The following is a 16,160-nucleotide window of genomic DNA, read 5'->3' on the forward strand; positions in this document are numbered from 1 at the left end:
TTGTTTAGATGTTTAATGTTTGAAGAGAGATAGCCATGCCTGTAATTCGCTTGCCTGATGGGTCATCGAGAAGTTTTGAACAGCCGGTGACCGTGGCCGATGTTGCGTTAAATATTGGCGCTGGTTTGGCCAAAGCGGCATTAGCAGGAAAAGTCACCTACACAGGTCAAGCGCCTAAGCTGGTCGACACCAGTCATTTGATCGCAGAGGATATTGATCTCGCCATCATTACCGATAAAAACGAAGAGGGGCTGGAAGTGATTCGCCACTCGACGGCGCACTTGCTCGCGTATGCGGTGAAAGAACTGTTTCCAGACGCGCAAGTGACGATCGGCCCCGTGATCGATAACGGCTTTTACTATGATTTCAGCTACAAACGCCCTTTCACGCCAGATGATTTAACTGCTATTGAAAAGAAAATGGCGGAGTTGGCAAAAAAAGACGAAAAAGTTGAGCGCAAAGTTTTGCCGCGTGACGAAGCCGTCGCTTACTTCAAAAGCATCGGTGAGCATTACAAAGCCGAAATTATTGCCAGCATTCCAAGCAATGAAGATGTCTCTTTATACAGCGAAGGCAACTTTACCGATCTCTGCCGTGGGCCACACGTACCTAATACTGGCAAGCTCAAAGCTTTCAAATTGATGAAATTGGCTGGCGCCTACTGGCGTGGCGATAGCAATAACGAAATGTTGCAGCGGGTGTATGGAACCGCTTGGCGCAACAAAGATGAGCTTGAGTCCTACTTGCATATGCTGGAGGAAGCTGAAAAACGCGACCACCGTAAATTGGGTAAGCAGCTGGATTTTTATCACATGCAAGAGGATGCCCCCGGAATGGTGTTCTGGCATCCGCGTGGATGGGTCATCTGGCAAGAAGTTGAGCAGTACATGCGCGCCAAATTTAAAGAGTACGATTATCAAGAAGTGCGTACCCCGACGGTGTTGGATAAAACCTTATGGGAAAAATCCGGCCATTGGCAAAACTACCGAGACAATATGTTTGTCACGCAGTCAGAAAGTCGCGACTATGCGGTGAAGCCCATGAACTGTCCGGGCCACATTCAAATCTTCAATAACAGTTTGCATAGCTATCGCGACCTGCCATTGCGTCTTGCGGAGTTTGGGTCTTGTCATCGCAACGAGCCCTCTGGCTCATTGCATGGCTTGATGCGGGTGCGCGGATTTACGCAGGATGATGCGCATATTTTTTGCATGGAATCCCAAGTTGAAGCTGAGGTAGCAAACTTCATCAAGATGCTCTACGAAGTATACAAAGACTTTGGCTTCTCGGATGTCATCGTCAAGTTGTCTACCCGTCCTGAAAAGCGTGTGGGTACTGAAGAAGCTTGGGACATGGCTGAAACCGCTTTGGCGAATGCAATTAAAGCCAATGGACTGGCATTTGAATATCAGCCAGGCGAGGGCGCCTTCTACGGCCCTAAAATTGAGTTTACATTGAAAGACTCGTTGGGTCGTATGTGGCAGTGCGGTACCATCCAGCTCGACCCAAATTTGCCGGAGCGCTTGGGTGCGGAATATGTAGCTGAAGACAATACTCGTCAGCGTCCAATTATGTTGCACCGTGCCATCGTGGGCTCTATGGAGCGTTTTTTAGGTATTTTGATTGAGAACTTTGCTGGCGCCATGCCGGTGTGGTTGTCTCCAGTGCAGGCCATGGTGCTCAATATTTCTGATAATCAGGCAGATTATGTGCGCCAAGTGGTTGAAACATTGAAGAAAAATGGCATTCGATGCGATTTTGACTTGAGAAATGAGAAGATTACCTATAAAATACGAGAACATAGTTTGCAAAAGTTGCCATACTTAATTGTGGTGGGCGACAAAGAAATGCAAAATGGTCATGTGGCCGTACGTACCAGAAAAGGTGAAGATCTGGGTGTGATGACGGTAGATGCGTTTATAGCGCATATACAACAAGACATCCAAAACCGGGTCTGATTTTCTTAGGTGCTGTGCGGCTTTGTTTATTGTTAGGGGATTGTTATAGCTCAAGATAAAGATACACGCATCAATGGCGACATTACCGCGCCGCAAGTGCGTTTAGTAGGTGTTGATGGCGAACCGTTAGGCGTGATGACTCTGAGAGAGGCCTTTGCCAAAGCGGAAGAAGCTGATATTGATATTGTCGAAATTGCACCAAATGCCGCACCACCAGTGTGTCGTTTGATGGATTACGGTAAATTCAAATACGCTGAGAGCAAGCGTATGCACGAGCAAAAACTGAAACAAAAACAAGTGCAAATTAAAGAGGTCAAATTTAGACCTGGCACGGATGACGGTGATTACAACATTAAATTACGCAATATCATCCGCTTTTTGGGTGATGGCGATAAAGCAAAAATAACCTTACGCTTTCGTGGCCGTGAAATCACACACCAAGAGTTTGGTTTGGCACTGCTAAAGCGTCTGGAAGCAGATTTAACAGAACACGCATTGGTTGAGCAGTATCCTAAAATGGAAGGCCGCCAAATGGTCATGGTGTTAGCGCCAGCTAAAAAAGCACCTGTGAAAAAGTCTGATAAAGACGGCGTAGACGCAGAATAATTTTAAGTATGAATTTTCGGGGTGATATGGCTAAATTGGCTGCCTACTCACTCTTTATTAACCTCTAAGGAGACCAAAATGCCAAAGATGAAGACGAAGAGCAGCGCTAAAAAGCGCTTTAAGTTCTTGGGTAACGGTAAAGTGAAGCGTACACACTCTCACTTGCGTCACATTTTGACCAAGAAAACCACTAAGCAAAAGCGTAAGCTGCGCGGTACTTCCATTATTTCTGCGACTGACGTGAAACGCGTCCGCGCAATGATGCCAACACAATAAGGAGACCGACATGCCTAGAGTAAAACGTGGTGTCATTGCACGCGCTAAACACAAAAAAGTTTTAAATGCTGCTAAAGGTTACCGTGGTCGTCGTAAGAACGTCTACCGTGTTGCCAAACAGGCGGTGATGAAAGCCGGTCAATATGCATACCGTGACCGTCGTCAGAAAAAACGTCAATTCCGCGCATTGTGGATTGCCCGTATCAACGCGGCAGCCCGTGAAGCTGGTTTGACTTACAGCCGTTTCATGAACGGTTTGAAAAAATCTGCGGTGGAAGTTGACCGTAAAGTATTGGCTGATCTGGCCGTGTTCGATAAAGCTGCTTTTGCTAAATTCGTGGAATTGGCTAAATCAGGTTTAAGCGCCTAATCAGACCTACCAAAAAAAGAGGCTGCGGCCTCTTTTTTTATTTTAATGTTACTTAAATGTTGAAGAATACGCACGATGGCTGATCTAAATCACTTAATCGCAGAAGCGGCCCAAGACTTTGCGGCTTGTAATGATGTGCCTGCCCTAGAAAATGCAAAGGCCAAATTTTTGGGCAAGTCTGGCGCGCTGACGGAGGCCTTGAAAGGCTTGGGTAAGCTGACAGCGGAAGAACGACCTGCGGCTGGTGCGGCGATTAATGTCGTCAAGCAAGCGGTTGAGCAGGCCTTGAACGACCGCCGTGACAGTATTCTGGCTGCGGCACAAGCTAAACAGCTAGCGAGTGAAACTATTGATGTCGCCTTGCCTGCTCGTGCGCAATCTGCCGGTGGCTTACACCCAGTGACGCTCACTTTACGTCGCGTGGAAGCATTATTTCACTCGATTGGTTTTAGTGTGGCCGATGGCCCTGAGATTGAAACGGATTTTTATAATTTCACAGCGCTGAATATCCCAGATAACCATCCTGCGCGCGCCATGCACGACACTTTTTATGTGGATAGTGGCAATGACAGCATGGAGCATGTATTACGCACGCACACCTCTCCAGTGCAAGTCCACTACATGGAAAACAATACACCACCGTTAAAGATCATCGCCCCCGGTCGCGTTTACCGCGTCGACTCTGATGCGACGCATTCTCCGATGTTTCATCAAGTGGAAGGCCTTTGGGTGGACGAGCAGATTAGTTTTGCCAACCTGAAAGGGGTAGTGCAAGATTTTCTACAAAAGTTTTTTGAGCGTGATGATTTGACGGTGCGTTTCCGTCCTTCTTTCTTTCCGTTTACCGAGCCTTCGGCTGAGATGGATATGAGCTGGAACGGGGGATGGTTGGAAATTGGCGGCTGCGGTATGGTGCACCCTGAAGTGTTAAAACACGTCAATATTGATAGTGAGAAATACCGTGGTTTTGCTTTTGGTTTAGGGGTCGAGCGCTTGGCCATGCTGCGCTATGGTGTCAATGATCTTCGTCATTTTTTCAATAACGATTTGCGTTTTTTGCAGCAGTTCATTAAATAATTGCGCCCCAGCGCATTTTAAATAGCGAATTTTTACAAGGTTAGACAAATATGCAGTTCTCCGAACAATGGTTACGTTCTATGGTAAATCCAGCAATGGATACCGCGCAATTAGGTCATGCATTGACCATGGCGGGGCTTGAAGTCGAAGAATTGACGCCAGTCGCACCTGTGTTTAGTCGCGTAGTAGTGGCTGAAATTATTGAAACTGCCAAACATCCAGATGCTGACCGTTTGCAGGTGTGCAAGGTAAAAGTCGGTGAGGAAATTTTGCAAATTGTCTGCGGCGCACCCAATGCACGTGCAGGCTTGAAAGCGCCGTGTGCGCTGGTGGGCGCTGAGTTGCCGGGCATACAAATCAAACAGGCAAAAGTGCGGGGTGTTGAGTCATTTGGCATGATGTGCTCTGCCAAAGAGCTGGGCATTGCGACAGAAGCGAACGGTATTCTGGAGTTGCCAGCGGATGCGCCTGTTGGCAGCGATATTCGTGATTACTTGTCTTTAAACGATAGCACCTACACCCTAAAGCTCACCCCTAACCGTGCCGATTGCCTGAGTATTTTGGGGATCGCACGCGATGTGGTTGCGATGACTGGCACACCGATGACCGTGCCGGTGATTACGCCCGCGCCGATCACTAGCGAAATCAGCAAACAAGTCGCATTGCATGCGACAGAAGCTTGCCCTGCTTACTATGGGCGGGTGATTGCCGGCGTCAATGCGCAGGCCAATACGCCAGCGTGGATGGTACAACGCTTGGAGCGCAGCGGCATCCGCAGCATCAGTGCGCTAGTGGACATCACCAATTATGTATTGCTCGAGCAGGGTCAACCCTTGCACGCCTTTGATTTGAGTTTGTTGCAAGGCGATGTGCAGGTACGGTTTGCACATGCGGGCGAAAAATTATCTTTGCTCAATGATACTGAGGTGACGCTGAAAGCCGATGATCTGGTGATTGCTGATGCGCAAGGACCAGTGGCGCTGGCAGGAATTATGGGCGGGAAACCCACATCTGTGAGTCATTCCACCCGAGCTATCTTCTTAGAAAGCGCTTTTTTTACACCCCAAGTGATGGCCGGTAAAGCGCGTCGTTTAGGCTTGAGCACTGATTCGTCCTACCGTTTTGAACGTGGGGTAGATTTTGGCAACACCTTGAATGCATTGGAACGCGCAACGGCCTTGGTATTAGAGATTTGTGGTGGCCAAGCGGCGGCAGTCACTGCGGTGACCGCCCAATTGCCCCAACGCAATGTGGTGGCTTTGCGCCATGCTTATTTGTTGTCAGTCCTCGGCATTGAGGTGAGTCTGGCACAGGTCGGCCAATTGTTGACACAATTAGGCTTCGCCTACACCGAGACCGCGGGCGTATTTCAGGTGACGGCCCCTAGTTATCGTTTTGATATTGCCCGCGAAGAAGACTTGATTGAAGAAGTGGCCCGTTTGCATGGCTATGAGCATATTCCGGCACTGACACCGGTGGCGCCGCAAGGCATGTTAGTCGCGCCTGAGGCCAGCCGTAGCAAACATTGGTTGTGTGATGTGATGGTCAGTCATGGGTTTCAGGAGGTCGTCACCTACAGCTTTGTCGATGCCAGCTGGGAACGTGATTTATACGGTAATCCTCAGCCGATCACCCTGAAAAATCCAATCGCCAGCAACCTCAGCGTCATGCGTTCTGGTTTGTGGGGTGGCTTGTTAGAGGCATTAGATTACAACCTCAAGCGTCAACAGACACGTGCGATGTTATTTGAAGTTGGTGCGCGTTATGCCAAAGGCACCGAAGGCTTTGTAGAGACCTTGACCTTATCTGGTTTGGTTTATGGCAGTGTGCAACCGGAGCAATGGGCAACAGCAGCACGTGCATTTGATTTCTATGACGCCAAAGCTTATGTAGAGGCCTTGTTTGCACAGCCGGTGCGCTTTGTCGTTGAGCATCATCCCGCATTGCACCCAGGTCAGTCCGCTCGCGTGTATGTGGGCGATCAAGCGGTTGGTTGGCTAGGTAAACTGCATCCGCAATGGCAGCAACAATACGCATTAACGCATGCGTGCTACCTGTTTGAACTGGATGCACAAGCTGCCCTTGCGACACAAGTGCCAAGCTACACTGAGGTCAGCAAGTTCTTACCTGTGCGTCGCGATTTGGCCATGGTCGTCGATCAAGATGTCTCGGCGCAGGTCATGATAGATGCCGTGATTGCGGAGCAAATTCCGCAGTTACAAACGGTTAAATTGTTCGATGTTTATCATGGTAAAGGTGTGCCCGAAAACAAAAAAAGCCTTGCATTTCTTGTACTTATGCAAGATACTTGCAAGACAATGGTCGATGAGGAAGTGGATGCCATCGTGTCACAAATCCTCAACAACTGGTCATCCAAATTTGCTGCATCACTCAGATAGTCTTTGTCATAATCGTCGGAAAATACAAAGATTGCAGTTGATAGAACATAAACTTCATCTCGCATAATAAGAAGATTCAGGGGATCATTCATGACACTCACAAAAGCTGACTTGGCTGACTTGTTGTTTGAACAAGTCGGGCTGAATAAGCGCGAAGCCAAGGATATGGTTGAAGCGTTTTTTGAAGAGGTGCGCAATGCGCTTGAACAAGGCGACAGCGTCAAACTCTCCGGTTTTGGTAATTTTGAACTGCGCACAAAATCTGAGCGCCCTGGCCGTAACCCAAAAACTGGCGAAGAAATTCCTATTTCTGCACGTCGGGTGGTGACATTTCATGCCAGCCAAAAATTAAAATTACGCGTAGAAGAACACTACGCTGAGCAACCGTTTCAGGCACAAGCTTAACTAAACATTTCTTATGGTAGAAACGCAAAAAGTCACACTGCCGCCTATTCCAGCCAAACGTTATTTCACGATTGGTGAAGTTAGCGAGTTGTGCGGGGTAAAGCCGCATGTTTTGCGTTATTGGGAGCAAGAGTTTACCCAACTCAAACCGGTAAAACGCCGTGGTAATCGTCGTTACTACCAGCATCACGAAGTCCTTCTCATCCGTAAAATTCGCGAGCTGCTTTATGAGCAAGGGTTTACCATCAGCGGTGCGCGCAATCGATTAGAGGGTGTGGATGAAAAAGCTGACAAATCCCGCGCCGCCACTGAAGTATCTAATGTTACAGCCGCTAACAACAGCCAGGCGCTATTAGCAGATGTTTCTGCCCTACCGGTGGTCGATGTCGCTGCACTCAGACTACAAATTCAACAGATACTCCAATTGTTAAAAGCGCCTGTTTAAACACGGCTACGCATACATAAAACCGCATATTCTGCTTAGCGAATATGCGGTTTTGTTTTATAATGCACCCTTCTTTTCGAACAGGTTCCTGTTCGATTCTGATGTCGGGGCGTAGCGCAGCCTGGTAGCGCACTTGCATGGGGTGCAAGGGGTCGTGTGTTCGAATCACACCGTTCCGACCAACAAAATCACTGATCTGTTTTGCTGAATCTAGCGATTAACCGAGCGCTGAACCAATCCAATCCATTGAAATGGGTCTCCGGTTGCTAAGCCTGTAAGATAGCCAATTAGCGGTAAAGGGCTTACCGCTCGGTGTCATTAAATGGTCAGATCAGGTGCAATCGCAGCAGCGAGTTGTTGTTGGTTACCAATGGTGCCAATGTGGCGCGCCAACGCTTCGTTGAGTGGCATAGGGCGGTTGAGGTAAAAGCCTTGTGCGAAGGCGACACCCATTTCTTTCAAGCAGTCTAGAGTGGCTTCATCTTCGACGTATTCCGCGATGGTTTTAATTTCCATGGATTCTGCAACGCTTTGTATGGCTTTGGCCATCGCCAGGTCAACTTTGTTGCTGGTGATGTCTTTAACGTAAGCGCCATCCATTTTGAGAAAGTTCACAGGTAGGTGCTTGAGGTAACTGAATGAGGACATGCCACTGCCAAAGTCATCCAGCATGAAACGTGTTCCCATTTTTTGTAATTCTTTAATGAGTTTAATGGTATTGTCGATGTTAATAATCGCTGAGGTTTCTGTCACCTCGAAGCAAACATGGCTCGGTAAAATGTCATAGGTTTCGAAACATTTTTGAATGTAAGGCAGTAGCTGGGCGTCGCCCAAGGACATGCCAGACAAATTAATACTGACAATGAAAGGGCTGACGCTGGATTGCATTTTAAACAGCGGCTGCAGGGCCATAAATGCATGCTGAATGACCCAGCGATCAATTTTTGTCATCAGGTGATAACGTTCGGCGGATGGTAAAAATTCGGCAGGGGCAATGAGGCCGCCATGTTCATCTCGTTTGCGGATGAGGATTTCGTAAAATGGCGGTAGTTCTTTGTGTTGCAACGGAAAGATGCCCTGACAAAAGAGCACAAAATCGTTGTGTTCTATGGCCTCGTTGATTCGTAACACCCACTCCATTTCTACATGACGTTTAAGTAAAACATCATCCTCAGGATGGAATAGATGGATCTGGTTACGTCCATTGTCTTTGGCTACATAACATGCTGCGTCAGCATGGCGGGTGATTTCACCCACATCTTTAAGGGCGCTCGTGATTTCGACAATGCCAATGCTGATGCCGGTTTGAAAAAGCCTTCCCTCGTGCATGAAGCGAAATGTTTCGACCATTTGCCGTAACTGTGCGGCAATCTCAATGGCTTTTTCCACTTGGCAATAGCTGAGTAGCAGGCCGAACTCGTCGCCGCCCAGTCTGGCAAAGGTATCTTCTGCACGAATGCGTTGGCTTAGGATCATGCTGATCTGGCGCAGCATTTCGTCACCAGCCAAATGGCCACAGGTATCGTTAATGACGCGGAACTGGTCTAAATCCATGTAGCAAAAAACGTGATTGGCTTGATGCTGTTTGACATCTTGCAAGGCTTGTTGCAATCTTCTTTCTAGCTCCTGACGGTTGACTAAGCCGGTTAAAGCATCGTGTCTAGCCTGATAACGGAGTTGAGCTTGGGCGTCTTGGATGCGGTGACGCATGTCAGCTTCGACATGCTGCATGTCTTTTGATATCTGATTGATGGTGCTCTGCAACGAGAGGATTTCTGGCAAGGTATTTTTGCCATCAGTGACATGCTGGCTGCCGATGACAAAACGCTTGAGTGCAGCAGTCATATCCCTAAGTGGCTGACTGATCGAACGGCTCACCCAGCTCACCAAAATTGAACATAGCATGAGTGCTAGTGTGATGTAGCCAACATTTTTGATAAAAGCCTCGCGATGATCTTCGATCATTGATGCTTTATCAATGGCGACAAATACATATCCGAGAAGCTGGTGTTGCGTGGCGGTTGAAAACACTTTTACCATGGTGATGTCATGCGTGCTTTGTTGCATTACCATGGTGTCCTGTTTTGGTAGGGCCTCTTTAACGCTGAACGAAGTCCCAAGGTTGGCAAGCGGATGATGATCGGCATCGGTAATGATCAACGACAGATAGGGTTCTCGACTCAGCTGGCTGGCTTTCAATAAACGCTTTATATAATCCTGACCCTGTAATTCTGTCTGGTTGTGGATCACTGCTGAGAGAAACTTTGCAGTGGTCATGGCATGTTGGCTGAGTTTTTCTTCTTCGTTTTGTAGTTGTTCTTTAAAGTCGAACAGCAGTATCAGGCAAGATAAAACGAAAATGGGCCCGATGACGTAAAGGAGTAGTCTGGATTGAATACTTAGATTTTTGAAAAAATGCATGGATGCTAAGGTGTTTCTTAAAAATAAATCAGCACACTGGTACAAGGGCAGTGAGAAATGGCCGTAGGTTGCGATTCATGACATCCCCCCAGATTTCGTGTATAAGTCGCTGTGATTATAGCAGTAAGCATTTTGCAGACTGGTCGTTTAAATGCGGCGACTTGTTAATTTTTTTTAGCATTGAAACTAGTGTATTTCTTTTTTCATGATACCGCAAATTTATATCACAGATTACCTGTCCACTGCGGCTGCACAGCCTGTAGAGATGATACAAGCGCTGGTGGCACGATGCCCATTGCTGTTAAATGCAGAATGGACATTGGGTGCTTTGCCGCCGATGAAAGCCTTGTTTGCGCAATGCGTTGAGGAGGATCTCAATCAAGCGGTATCGCCGGTCACGGCGATATTAAAAGCAGCGCAAGTCGGGCCAGCGCTGGACGCTGCGTTTTGTTTATTGCCAGTGCACCTGGGCATGCGGCGGGATACCTTTAGTTTGCAGGCGGTGGTGCCATTATCTGCGCATGTCTATGCTGCCCTCACAGAGCGACTGTCAGCGCACTTTGCCGATGTCTTCGTTATTCATCCCGATGCGGCGCATCGCTATTGGTGGATTACGCCATTAAAGCCGGTTGATGCGCTGTGCCAGTGGCCGCAGGATTGTCTATATCAGCAGGCGTTTCAATGGCAACCGCAAGGGCCCGATGCGGCGTTGGTGCGTCAGTGGACCAACGAAATGCAGATGTTATTGCATCAGTTGGCTGGTGCGTCCGCGATGGAAGACTGGCCACAGACATTGAACAGCCTCTGGTTTGCCAGTGTAGGAGAGATGCCGCGTTGGCGCCAGTCTTTGCCAACCCTGGCAGGGCAGGGGCATGTGTTAGATGGCCTAAAGGCCAGTCAACTGCCTGGCATTCAGCCGTTATCGCTAGCGGCGCTATTGGCGCACACGCATCCTCGGGGTGTAGTTTGGGTGGCAGATGATTGGCAAACCCTTGAATGGAAAGCGCTGTCTAGTGCCTTAGAGACGGGGCAAGTGTCTGCATTGACGCTGGTGTTGCCGTTTGCTGAACGGAGTGTTGCGGTCCATTATAAAAAACAACCGCGGTGGCAATTTTGGCGCAAAACGCCTAGTTTAGACATCTTATTGCAACAACTTGAAACCAAGCTCACTGCGACGCAATCAAGCGTGTAGATGCGATAATCAGATGAAAATTCAGCAGCGCACTTATACAGAAACGGTTTTTCAGGATTTGCAGACGCAAGGTCTTTCGCCATTACTTGCGCGCTTGCTCGCCGCTAGAGCGGTCACCGCCGAGGACTGGCCCTTACAAGAGATGCCAGACCTACTCAAGCCTGAGGCATTAACGGGTGCGACGGAGATGGCAAAACGGCTGGCCGAGGCGATTGCACAAAAAAAACGCATTCTCATCATTGGCGATTATGACGCGGATGGTGCGACCGCCACCACTGTTGCCATGCGTGGCTTGCGCATGATGGGTGCTGAGGTGGATTTTTTGGTGCCAAACCGCTTTGAGTATGGATATGGTCTAACGCCCGAAATTGTCGCTTTGGCGGCGCAACAACGCCCCGATGTCATCCTCACCGTGGATAACGGGATTGCCAGTTTAGATGGCGTCGCCGCTGCCAAAGCGCTCGGTTTGCAGGTGCTGATTACCGATCACCACTTACCAGCCGAGCAGACACCGATCGCCGATTGCATCGTTAATCCCAATCAGCGTGGGTGCGCGTTTCCGAGTAAGCATCTGGCCGGAGTGGGGGTGATGTTTTATGTGCTGATTGCGTTGCGTGCTGAACTCAAACAATATGGGACGTTGACAGCGCAGGCGGTACATTTAGGTAGTTTGCTTGATCTAGTCGCACTAGGCACCGTGGCTGATTTGGTCAAGCTGGATACCAATAACCGTATTTTGGTGAGGCAAGGTCTTAAGCGTATCCGCCAAGGTCAGGCGTGCCCAGGTATTTTGGCTATTTTGAAACTGGCGGGGCGTGATCCCTCGCAGGTCAATGCGCAAGATTTGGGTTTTTATGTTGGCCCGCGCTTGAATGCGGCTGGCAGACTCGATGATATGACCATTGGGATTCGTTGCTTGCTGGCAGAGACGCCGCAGGAGGCGATGCAATACGCGCAGCAATTACAGGCACTAAATGCAGAGCGCAAGCAAATTGAAGCCGAGATGCAATGGGATGCCATGGCGGATCTCACACAGGATTTTCGGCAGACCCAGTACACCATCAGCGTGTTTCAGCCAGACTGGCATCAAGGGGTGATCGGTATTTTAGCTTCTCGTATTAAAGAGCGCTTCCATCGCCCCGTGATTGCATTTGCTGACGCAGGGGATGGCTTAATTAAAGGTTCAGGCCGCTCAATTGCAGGCTTGCACTTGCGCGATGCGCTGGATGTGGTCACCAAGCAGCAACCCGATTTGATTCTCAAGTTTGGTGGACACGCGATGGCGGCTGGACTCAGTATTCGTGCCGAAGACTTCGGGCGCTTTCAGCAGACATTTGAGCAGGTAGTACAGCGTTTAATGGATGCCGACATGCTGTATGAGGTGCTAGAAACCGATGGCGCGCTGGCGGTGCAGGAGATGACGCTGCAGACGGCTGAAGCTCTGAGTCAACAGGTGTGGGGGCAGGGGTTTCCGCAACCCGTGTTTTATGATCGTTTTCAGGTGCTTCAGCAAAAAGTCTTAGGTGAAAAACACTTGAAATTGCGCTTGCAAAAACAACAGCAGCAATTTGATGCGATTTATTTTCAGCATGCAGAATTCTTGCCTGAGGCCGTGGATATTGCTTATGCCTTGCAGGTGAATGAGTTTAACGGCGCACGCAATTTGCAGTTGCAGGTGGTGCATGCCGTGACCAGTTAGAACCCTTGCGAAATTCACGATGGGTGCTAATTGTAATTAGGCTTAGAGAGTATGGCTTAAATACGGTAAAATACAGCCTTCATTCAAGAGGTTAAGCATGGCTCGTCCATTTAAATCCCCTAGCGCAAACGCAGCGACGCGGCCGCCTAAAGCGCAAGCAGCCACCCCAGTAGATGCGGCTGATCCAGCTGCGCCATCGACATCACGTAGCGGCCAGCGATTACACAAATTACTGGCCCTCGCTGGATTTGGTTCGCGCCGGGACATGGAAACCCTCATTGAGAGCGGACGAATCACGATCAATGGTCAAGTTGCGCAAGTCGGCGCCGTGGTCGACGAGCATGATGTGGTGCGTCTGGATAGCCGAATTTTGCACTTGCCGTTTGAGGCAGAGCTGCCACAAGTACTGCTTTATCACAAACCTGAGGGCGAGTTGGTCAGCCAGGATGACCCAGAAGGTCGCGCAACCGTATTTGATAAATTGCCACGCATCAAACAAGGCAAGTGGATTGCGATTGGCCGCTTGGACATGAATACCAGTGGCTTATTGATTTTCACAAACTCTGGCGAGTTGGCGAACCATTTTATGCATCCTCGGTATGAGGTGGAACGTGAATATGCCGTGCGTATTTTGGGTGAACTGAGTCAGGAGCAAATGGCGCAGTTGACGCAAGGCATTGAGCTTGAAGATGGTCCGGCGAATTTTGAGAGCATTCATGCCAGTGGTGGCGAAGGCGCCAACAAGTGGTATCAAGTGGTGATTAAAGAGGGACGTAACCGTGAGGTGCGACGTCTGTTCGAGGCCTATCATTTGCCGGTCAGTCGCTTGATGCGGGTACGTTTTGGTCCGGTGGCCTTACCGCCGCGGCTCAAGCGTGGCACCATGCTTAAACTGGAACAAAAACAGGTGGTTGCGTTGCTTGAATGGGCCGGTTTGGCCGTGCCGCGTAAACCGCTCAAACAATTAAGCCCGCATGACAGAGATCGCGCGACGCGTGTATTCGTCCCCAAAGTGCGTAAACAGCGTCGTAGCTTGCTCGAAACCGCGAATGCACCGGCAACCCCTGAGCAACGGCCAGCCCGCCCCCCGAGCGGCAGTCGTCGTATTCGCCAGGATGCCGATATTAAACAAGCCTCGATGCAAAATGCCCGTCTCAATGCGGGCGCAAAAAAACGTGGTGAGCGCGGGCGAGGTTAAATGTTTGTCATATAAAAAAGCACTTCTCAGGAAGTGCTTTTTTGTGGCCAAATCGAGGGGTTCGGGCTTACTCTGTGTGTAAATCTGCTTCTACCAGATCTTCTTTGGTCAGCATAAACACAAGCTGATCGCCCGCACTGGTATCGAGCCAAGTAAACGGCAAGTCAGGGTAGGCCGCATGCAGTGCGTCACGATTATGACCGATCTCAACCACCAAAATACCACCGTCATTCAAGTAAGCACTCGCCTGTGTCAGCAAGGTATGCGTGTGGTCTAAGCCGGCAACACCACTACCCAACGCGAGTTGCGGCTCTTGGCGGTACTCAGCAGGCAATTCTGCCATGCTCGGCGCATCAACGTAAGGCGGGTTGCTAATGATGACATCATATTTACGGCCTTTGAGCGCAGCAAACATATCCGACTGCACCGCTTGCACTTGATCTTCGAGCCCGTAGCGCTGAATGTTGATATTGCACACTTCGATGGCGTCCGGTGAAATATCCACCACGTCAATATGCGCGTTAGGGAAGGTTTCAGCCAACAACACCCCAAGGCACCCTGAGCCGGTGCAGATATCGGCTGCAGACTCGACCATTTCTGGAAATTCTACCCAGGGCTGCAAGCCATCTTCCAATATTTCGGCAATAAATGAGCGCGGCACAATCACGCGTTCATCCACATAAAATTTGTAGCCCCGCAGCCAGGCTTCGTTTACCAGATAAGCGGTCGGCGTATGTTCGGTGACCCGTTTTTCGATCAACGTTGCGAGATGCTCACATTCTTGGGTGGTTAAACGGGCATCAAGAAAGTTATCCAGGGTGTCATGTGGTAAATGCAGCGCGCTCATGACTAACCAGACGGCTTCATCATAGCTATTATCTGTGCCATGACCATAAAAAATATCAGAGTTTTCAAAGCGGCTGACTGCATAGCGCAGCCAGTCACGGATGGTGTGTAAATTAGCGGTCATAAGATTTTAGTAATAAGCTTTGCATGGTACGTTTATAGGTTTCTTTGAGGGGCTCGATGTCAGCCACTGCCACACATTCATTGAGTTTATGGATGGTGGCATTGAGCGGCCCAAATTCAATCACTTCCTGACAGATGTCGGCAATAAACCGCCCGTCAGAGGTGCCGCCGGTGGTGGATAAGTCAGGCGTTACACCATAGCTTTCTCTAATGGCTTGACTAATGGCTTCGACCAGTTGGCCACGCGGCGTAATGTAAGACTGGTTATGTTCCCACACGAGCGTGTATTCAAACCCGTGGCTGTCTAGAATGGCATGCACCCGTGAGCGCAGGCTCTCCTCAGAGCTGCCTTGTCCGTCTACAGCGGGGCAATAGCGAAAGTTAAACAGAATCTCCACGTGACCAGGCACGACATTGGTAGCGCCGGTGCCACCATTGATATTTGAAATTTGCCAAGAGGTTGGCGGGAAATATTCGTTGCCATGGTCCCATACCGTTTCGACCATTTCTTTGATCGCTGGCGCGGCTAAATGAATTGGGTTTTTGACCAGGTGCGGATAGGCGATGTGGCCTTGCACGCCTTTGACGATGAGTTTGCCTGAGAGCGAACCACGGCGGCCATTTTTAATCATGTCGCCCACCACTTTATTACTGGTGGGTTCCCCGACGATGCAGTAATCAAACCTTTCGCCGCGCGCTTGTAGCGCTTCGACCACTTTTACCGTACCCTCAATCGCAATGCCTTCTTCGTCAGCCGTGATGAGTAAGCCGATCGAGCCTGGATGGTCAGGATATTCGCTGACAAACGCCTCAATGCTGGTGATGAAAGCGGCCAGTGAGGTTTTCATGTCTGCCGCCCCGCGCGCATACAGCATGCCGTCTTTAATAGTGGGTTCAAATGGAGGGGTATGCCATTGGTCCAGCGGCCCGGTCGGTACCACATCGGTATGGCCAGCGAACACAATGAGCGGGGCCGTATTCCCCCGACGGGCATAGAAGTTATCAACCGCACCAAAGCGCATGCGCTCGATCTTGAATCCAAGCGGTTCTAGACGCGCGATCATGGCCTCCTGACAGCCTGCATCCCCCGGTGTGAGCGAGCGGCGTTTGAGTAAATCAATGGCAAAATCCAGTGTGTTTGACAT

At 49.5% G+C, this 16,160-nt stretch carries 14 protein-coding genes and 1 tRNA gene; 12 read left to right on the plus strand and 3 right to left on the minus strand.

Going from position 1 to position 16,160, the window contains the following annotated elements:
* Positions 1-35 precede the first annotated feature (35 nt).
* From thrS to FIT99_RS03995, 9 genes are all read left to right on the plus strand, one after another.
* Positions 36-1,958: a threonine--tRNA ligase gene (thrS, locus tag FIT99_RS03955; RefSeq protein WP_140003105.1), complete on the plus strand. Its 1,923-nt coding sequence runs from the start codon at positions 36-38 to the stop codon at positions 1,956-1,958.
* A gap of 45 nt (positions 1,959-2,003) precedes the next feature.
* On the plus strand, positions 2,004-2,564 hold the full coding sequence (gene infC / locus FIT99_RS03960) for a translation initiation factor IF-3 (protein WP_223261308.1): 561 nt from the start codon (positions 2,004-2,006) through the stop codon (positions 2,562-2,564).
* Positions 2,565-2,642: 78 nt separating this feature from the next.
* Complete coding sequence (rpmI, locus tag FIT99_RS03965) at positions 2,643-2,840, plus strand: 50S ribosomal protein L35 (protein ID WP_019881750.1); 198 nt, start codon at positions 2,643-2,645, stop codon at positions 2,838-2,840.
* 10 nt (positions 2,841-2,850) lie between these two features.
* Positions 2,851-3,210 (plus strand): 50S ribosomal protein L20, encoded by a 360-nt coding sequence (gene rplT / locus FIT99_RS03970; protein WP_140003107.1) that lies wholly within the window; start codon positions 2,851-2,853, stop codon positions 3,208-3,210.
* A gap of 75 nt (positions 3,211-3,285) precedes the next feature.
* Entirely contained in the window at positions 3,286-4,287 is a 1,002-nt protein-coding gene (pheS, locus tag FIT99_RS03975; RefSeq protein ID WP_140003108.1) for a phenylalanine--tRNA ligase subunit alpha, read from the plus strand.
* Positions 4,288-4,337: 50 nt separating this feature from the next.
* Positions 4,338-6,686: a phenylalanine--tRNA ligase subunit beta gene (gene pheT / locus FIT99_RS03980; RefSeq protein ID WP_140003109.1), complete on the plus strand. Its 2,349-nt coding sequence runs from the start codon at positions 4,338-4,340 to the stop codon at positions 6,684-6,686.
* A 90-nt stretch (positions 6,687-6,776) separates the two neighbouring features.
* A complete protein-coding gene (locus tag FIT99_RS03985) occupies positions 6,777-7,091 on the plus strand; it encodes an integration host factor subunit alpha (protein ID WP_140003110.1) in 315 nt (104 codons plus the stop codon).
* Positions 7,092-7,104: 13 nt separating this feature from the next.
* Positions 7,105-7,536, plus strand: a complete 432-nt coding sequence (locus tag FIT99_RS03990) for a MerR family transcriptional regulator (protein WP_140003111.1) — start codon at positions 7,105-7,107, stop codon at positions 7,534-7,536.
* Positions 7,537-7,641: 105 nt separating this feature from the next.
* Positions 7,642-7,718: transfer RNA gene (locus FIT99_RS03995), tRNA-Pro, on the plus strand.
* Positions 7,719-7,854: 136 nt separating this feature from the next.
* On the opposite strand, the gene FIT99_RS04000 is transcribed toward FIT99_RS03995, so the two are convergent.
* Positions 7,855-9,957 carry a putative bifunctional diguanylate cyclase/phosphodiesterase gene (locus tag FIT99_RS04000; protein ID WP_140003112.1) on the minus strand — a complete coding sequence of 701 codons (2,103 nt, stop codon included), beginning with the start codon at positions 9,955-9,957 and terminating at the stop codon, positions 7,855-7,857.
* Between the two features lie 205 nt (positions 9,958-10,162).
* Between FIT99_RS04000 and FIT99_RS04005 the strand changes: the two genes are divergently transcribed.
* The 3 genes from FIT99_RS04005 to rluB all read left to right on the plus strand — a co-directional run bounded on the left by FIT99_RS04005 (position 10,163) and on the right by rluB (position 14,046).
* A complete protein-coding gene (locus FIT99_RS04005; protein ID WP_140003113.1) occupies positions 10,163-11,149 on the plus strand; it encodes a hypothetical protein in 987 nt (328 codons plus the stop codon).
* A 13-nt stretch (positions 11,150-11,162) separates the two neighbouring features.
* Entirely contained in the window at positions 11,163-12,848 is a 1,686-nt protein-coding gene (recJ, locus tag FIT99_RS04010) for a single-stranded-DNA-specific exonuclease RecJ (RefSeq protein WP_140003114.1), read from the plus strand.
* A gap of 97 nt (positions 12,849-12,945) precedes the next feature.
* Positions 12,946-14,046: a 23S rRNA pseudouridine(2605) synthase RluB gene (gene rluB, locus FIT99_RS04015; RefSeq protein WP_140003115.1), complete on the plus strand. Its 1,101-nt coding sequence runs from the start codon at positions 12,946-12,948 to the stop codon at positions 14,044-14,046.
* Positions 14,047-14,113: 67 nt separating this feature from the next.
* Here rluB and prmB read toward each other — a convergent pair whose 3' ends face one another.
* Together prmB and dapE are read right to left on the minus strand one after the other, a co-directional pair.
* Positions 14,114-15,016 (minus strand): 50S ribosomal protein L3 N(5)-glutamine methyltransferase, encoded by a 903-nt coding sequence (gene prmB, locus FIT99_RS04020; RefSeq protein WP_140003116.1) that lies wholly within the window; start codon positions 15,014-15,016, stop codon positions 14,114-14,116.
* Positions 15,006-16,160 carry a succinyl-diaminopimelate desuccinylase gene (gene dapE / locus FIT99_RS04025; protein ID WP_140003117.1) on the minus strand — a complete coding sequence of 385 codons (1,155 nt, stop codon included), beginning with the start codon at positions 16,158-16,160 and terminating at the stop codon, positions 15,006-15,008. Before dapE ends, prmB begins: the two co-directional genes overlap by 11 nt.

It is taken from the genome of Methylophilus medardicus (genome assembly GCF_006363955.1).
Classification (GTDB): Bacteria; Pseudomonadota; Gammaproteobacteria; order Burkholderiales; family Methylophilaceae; genus Methylophilus; species Methylophilus medardensis.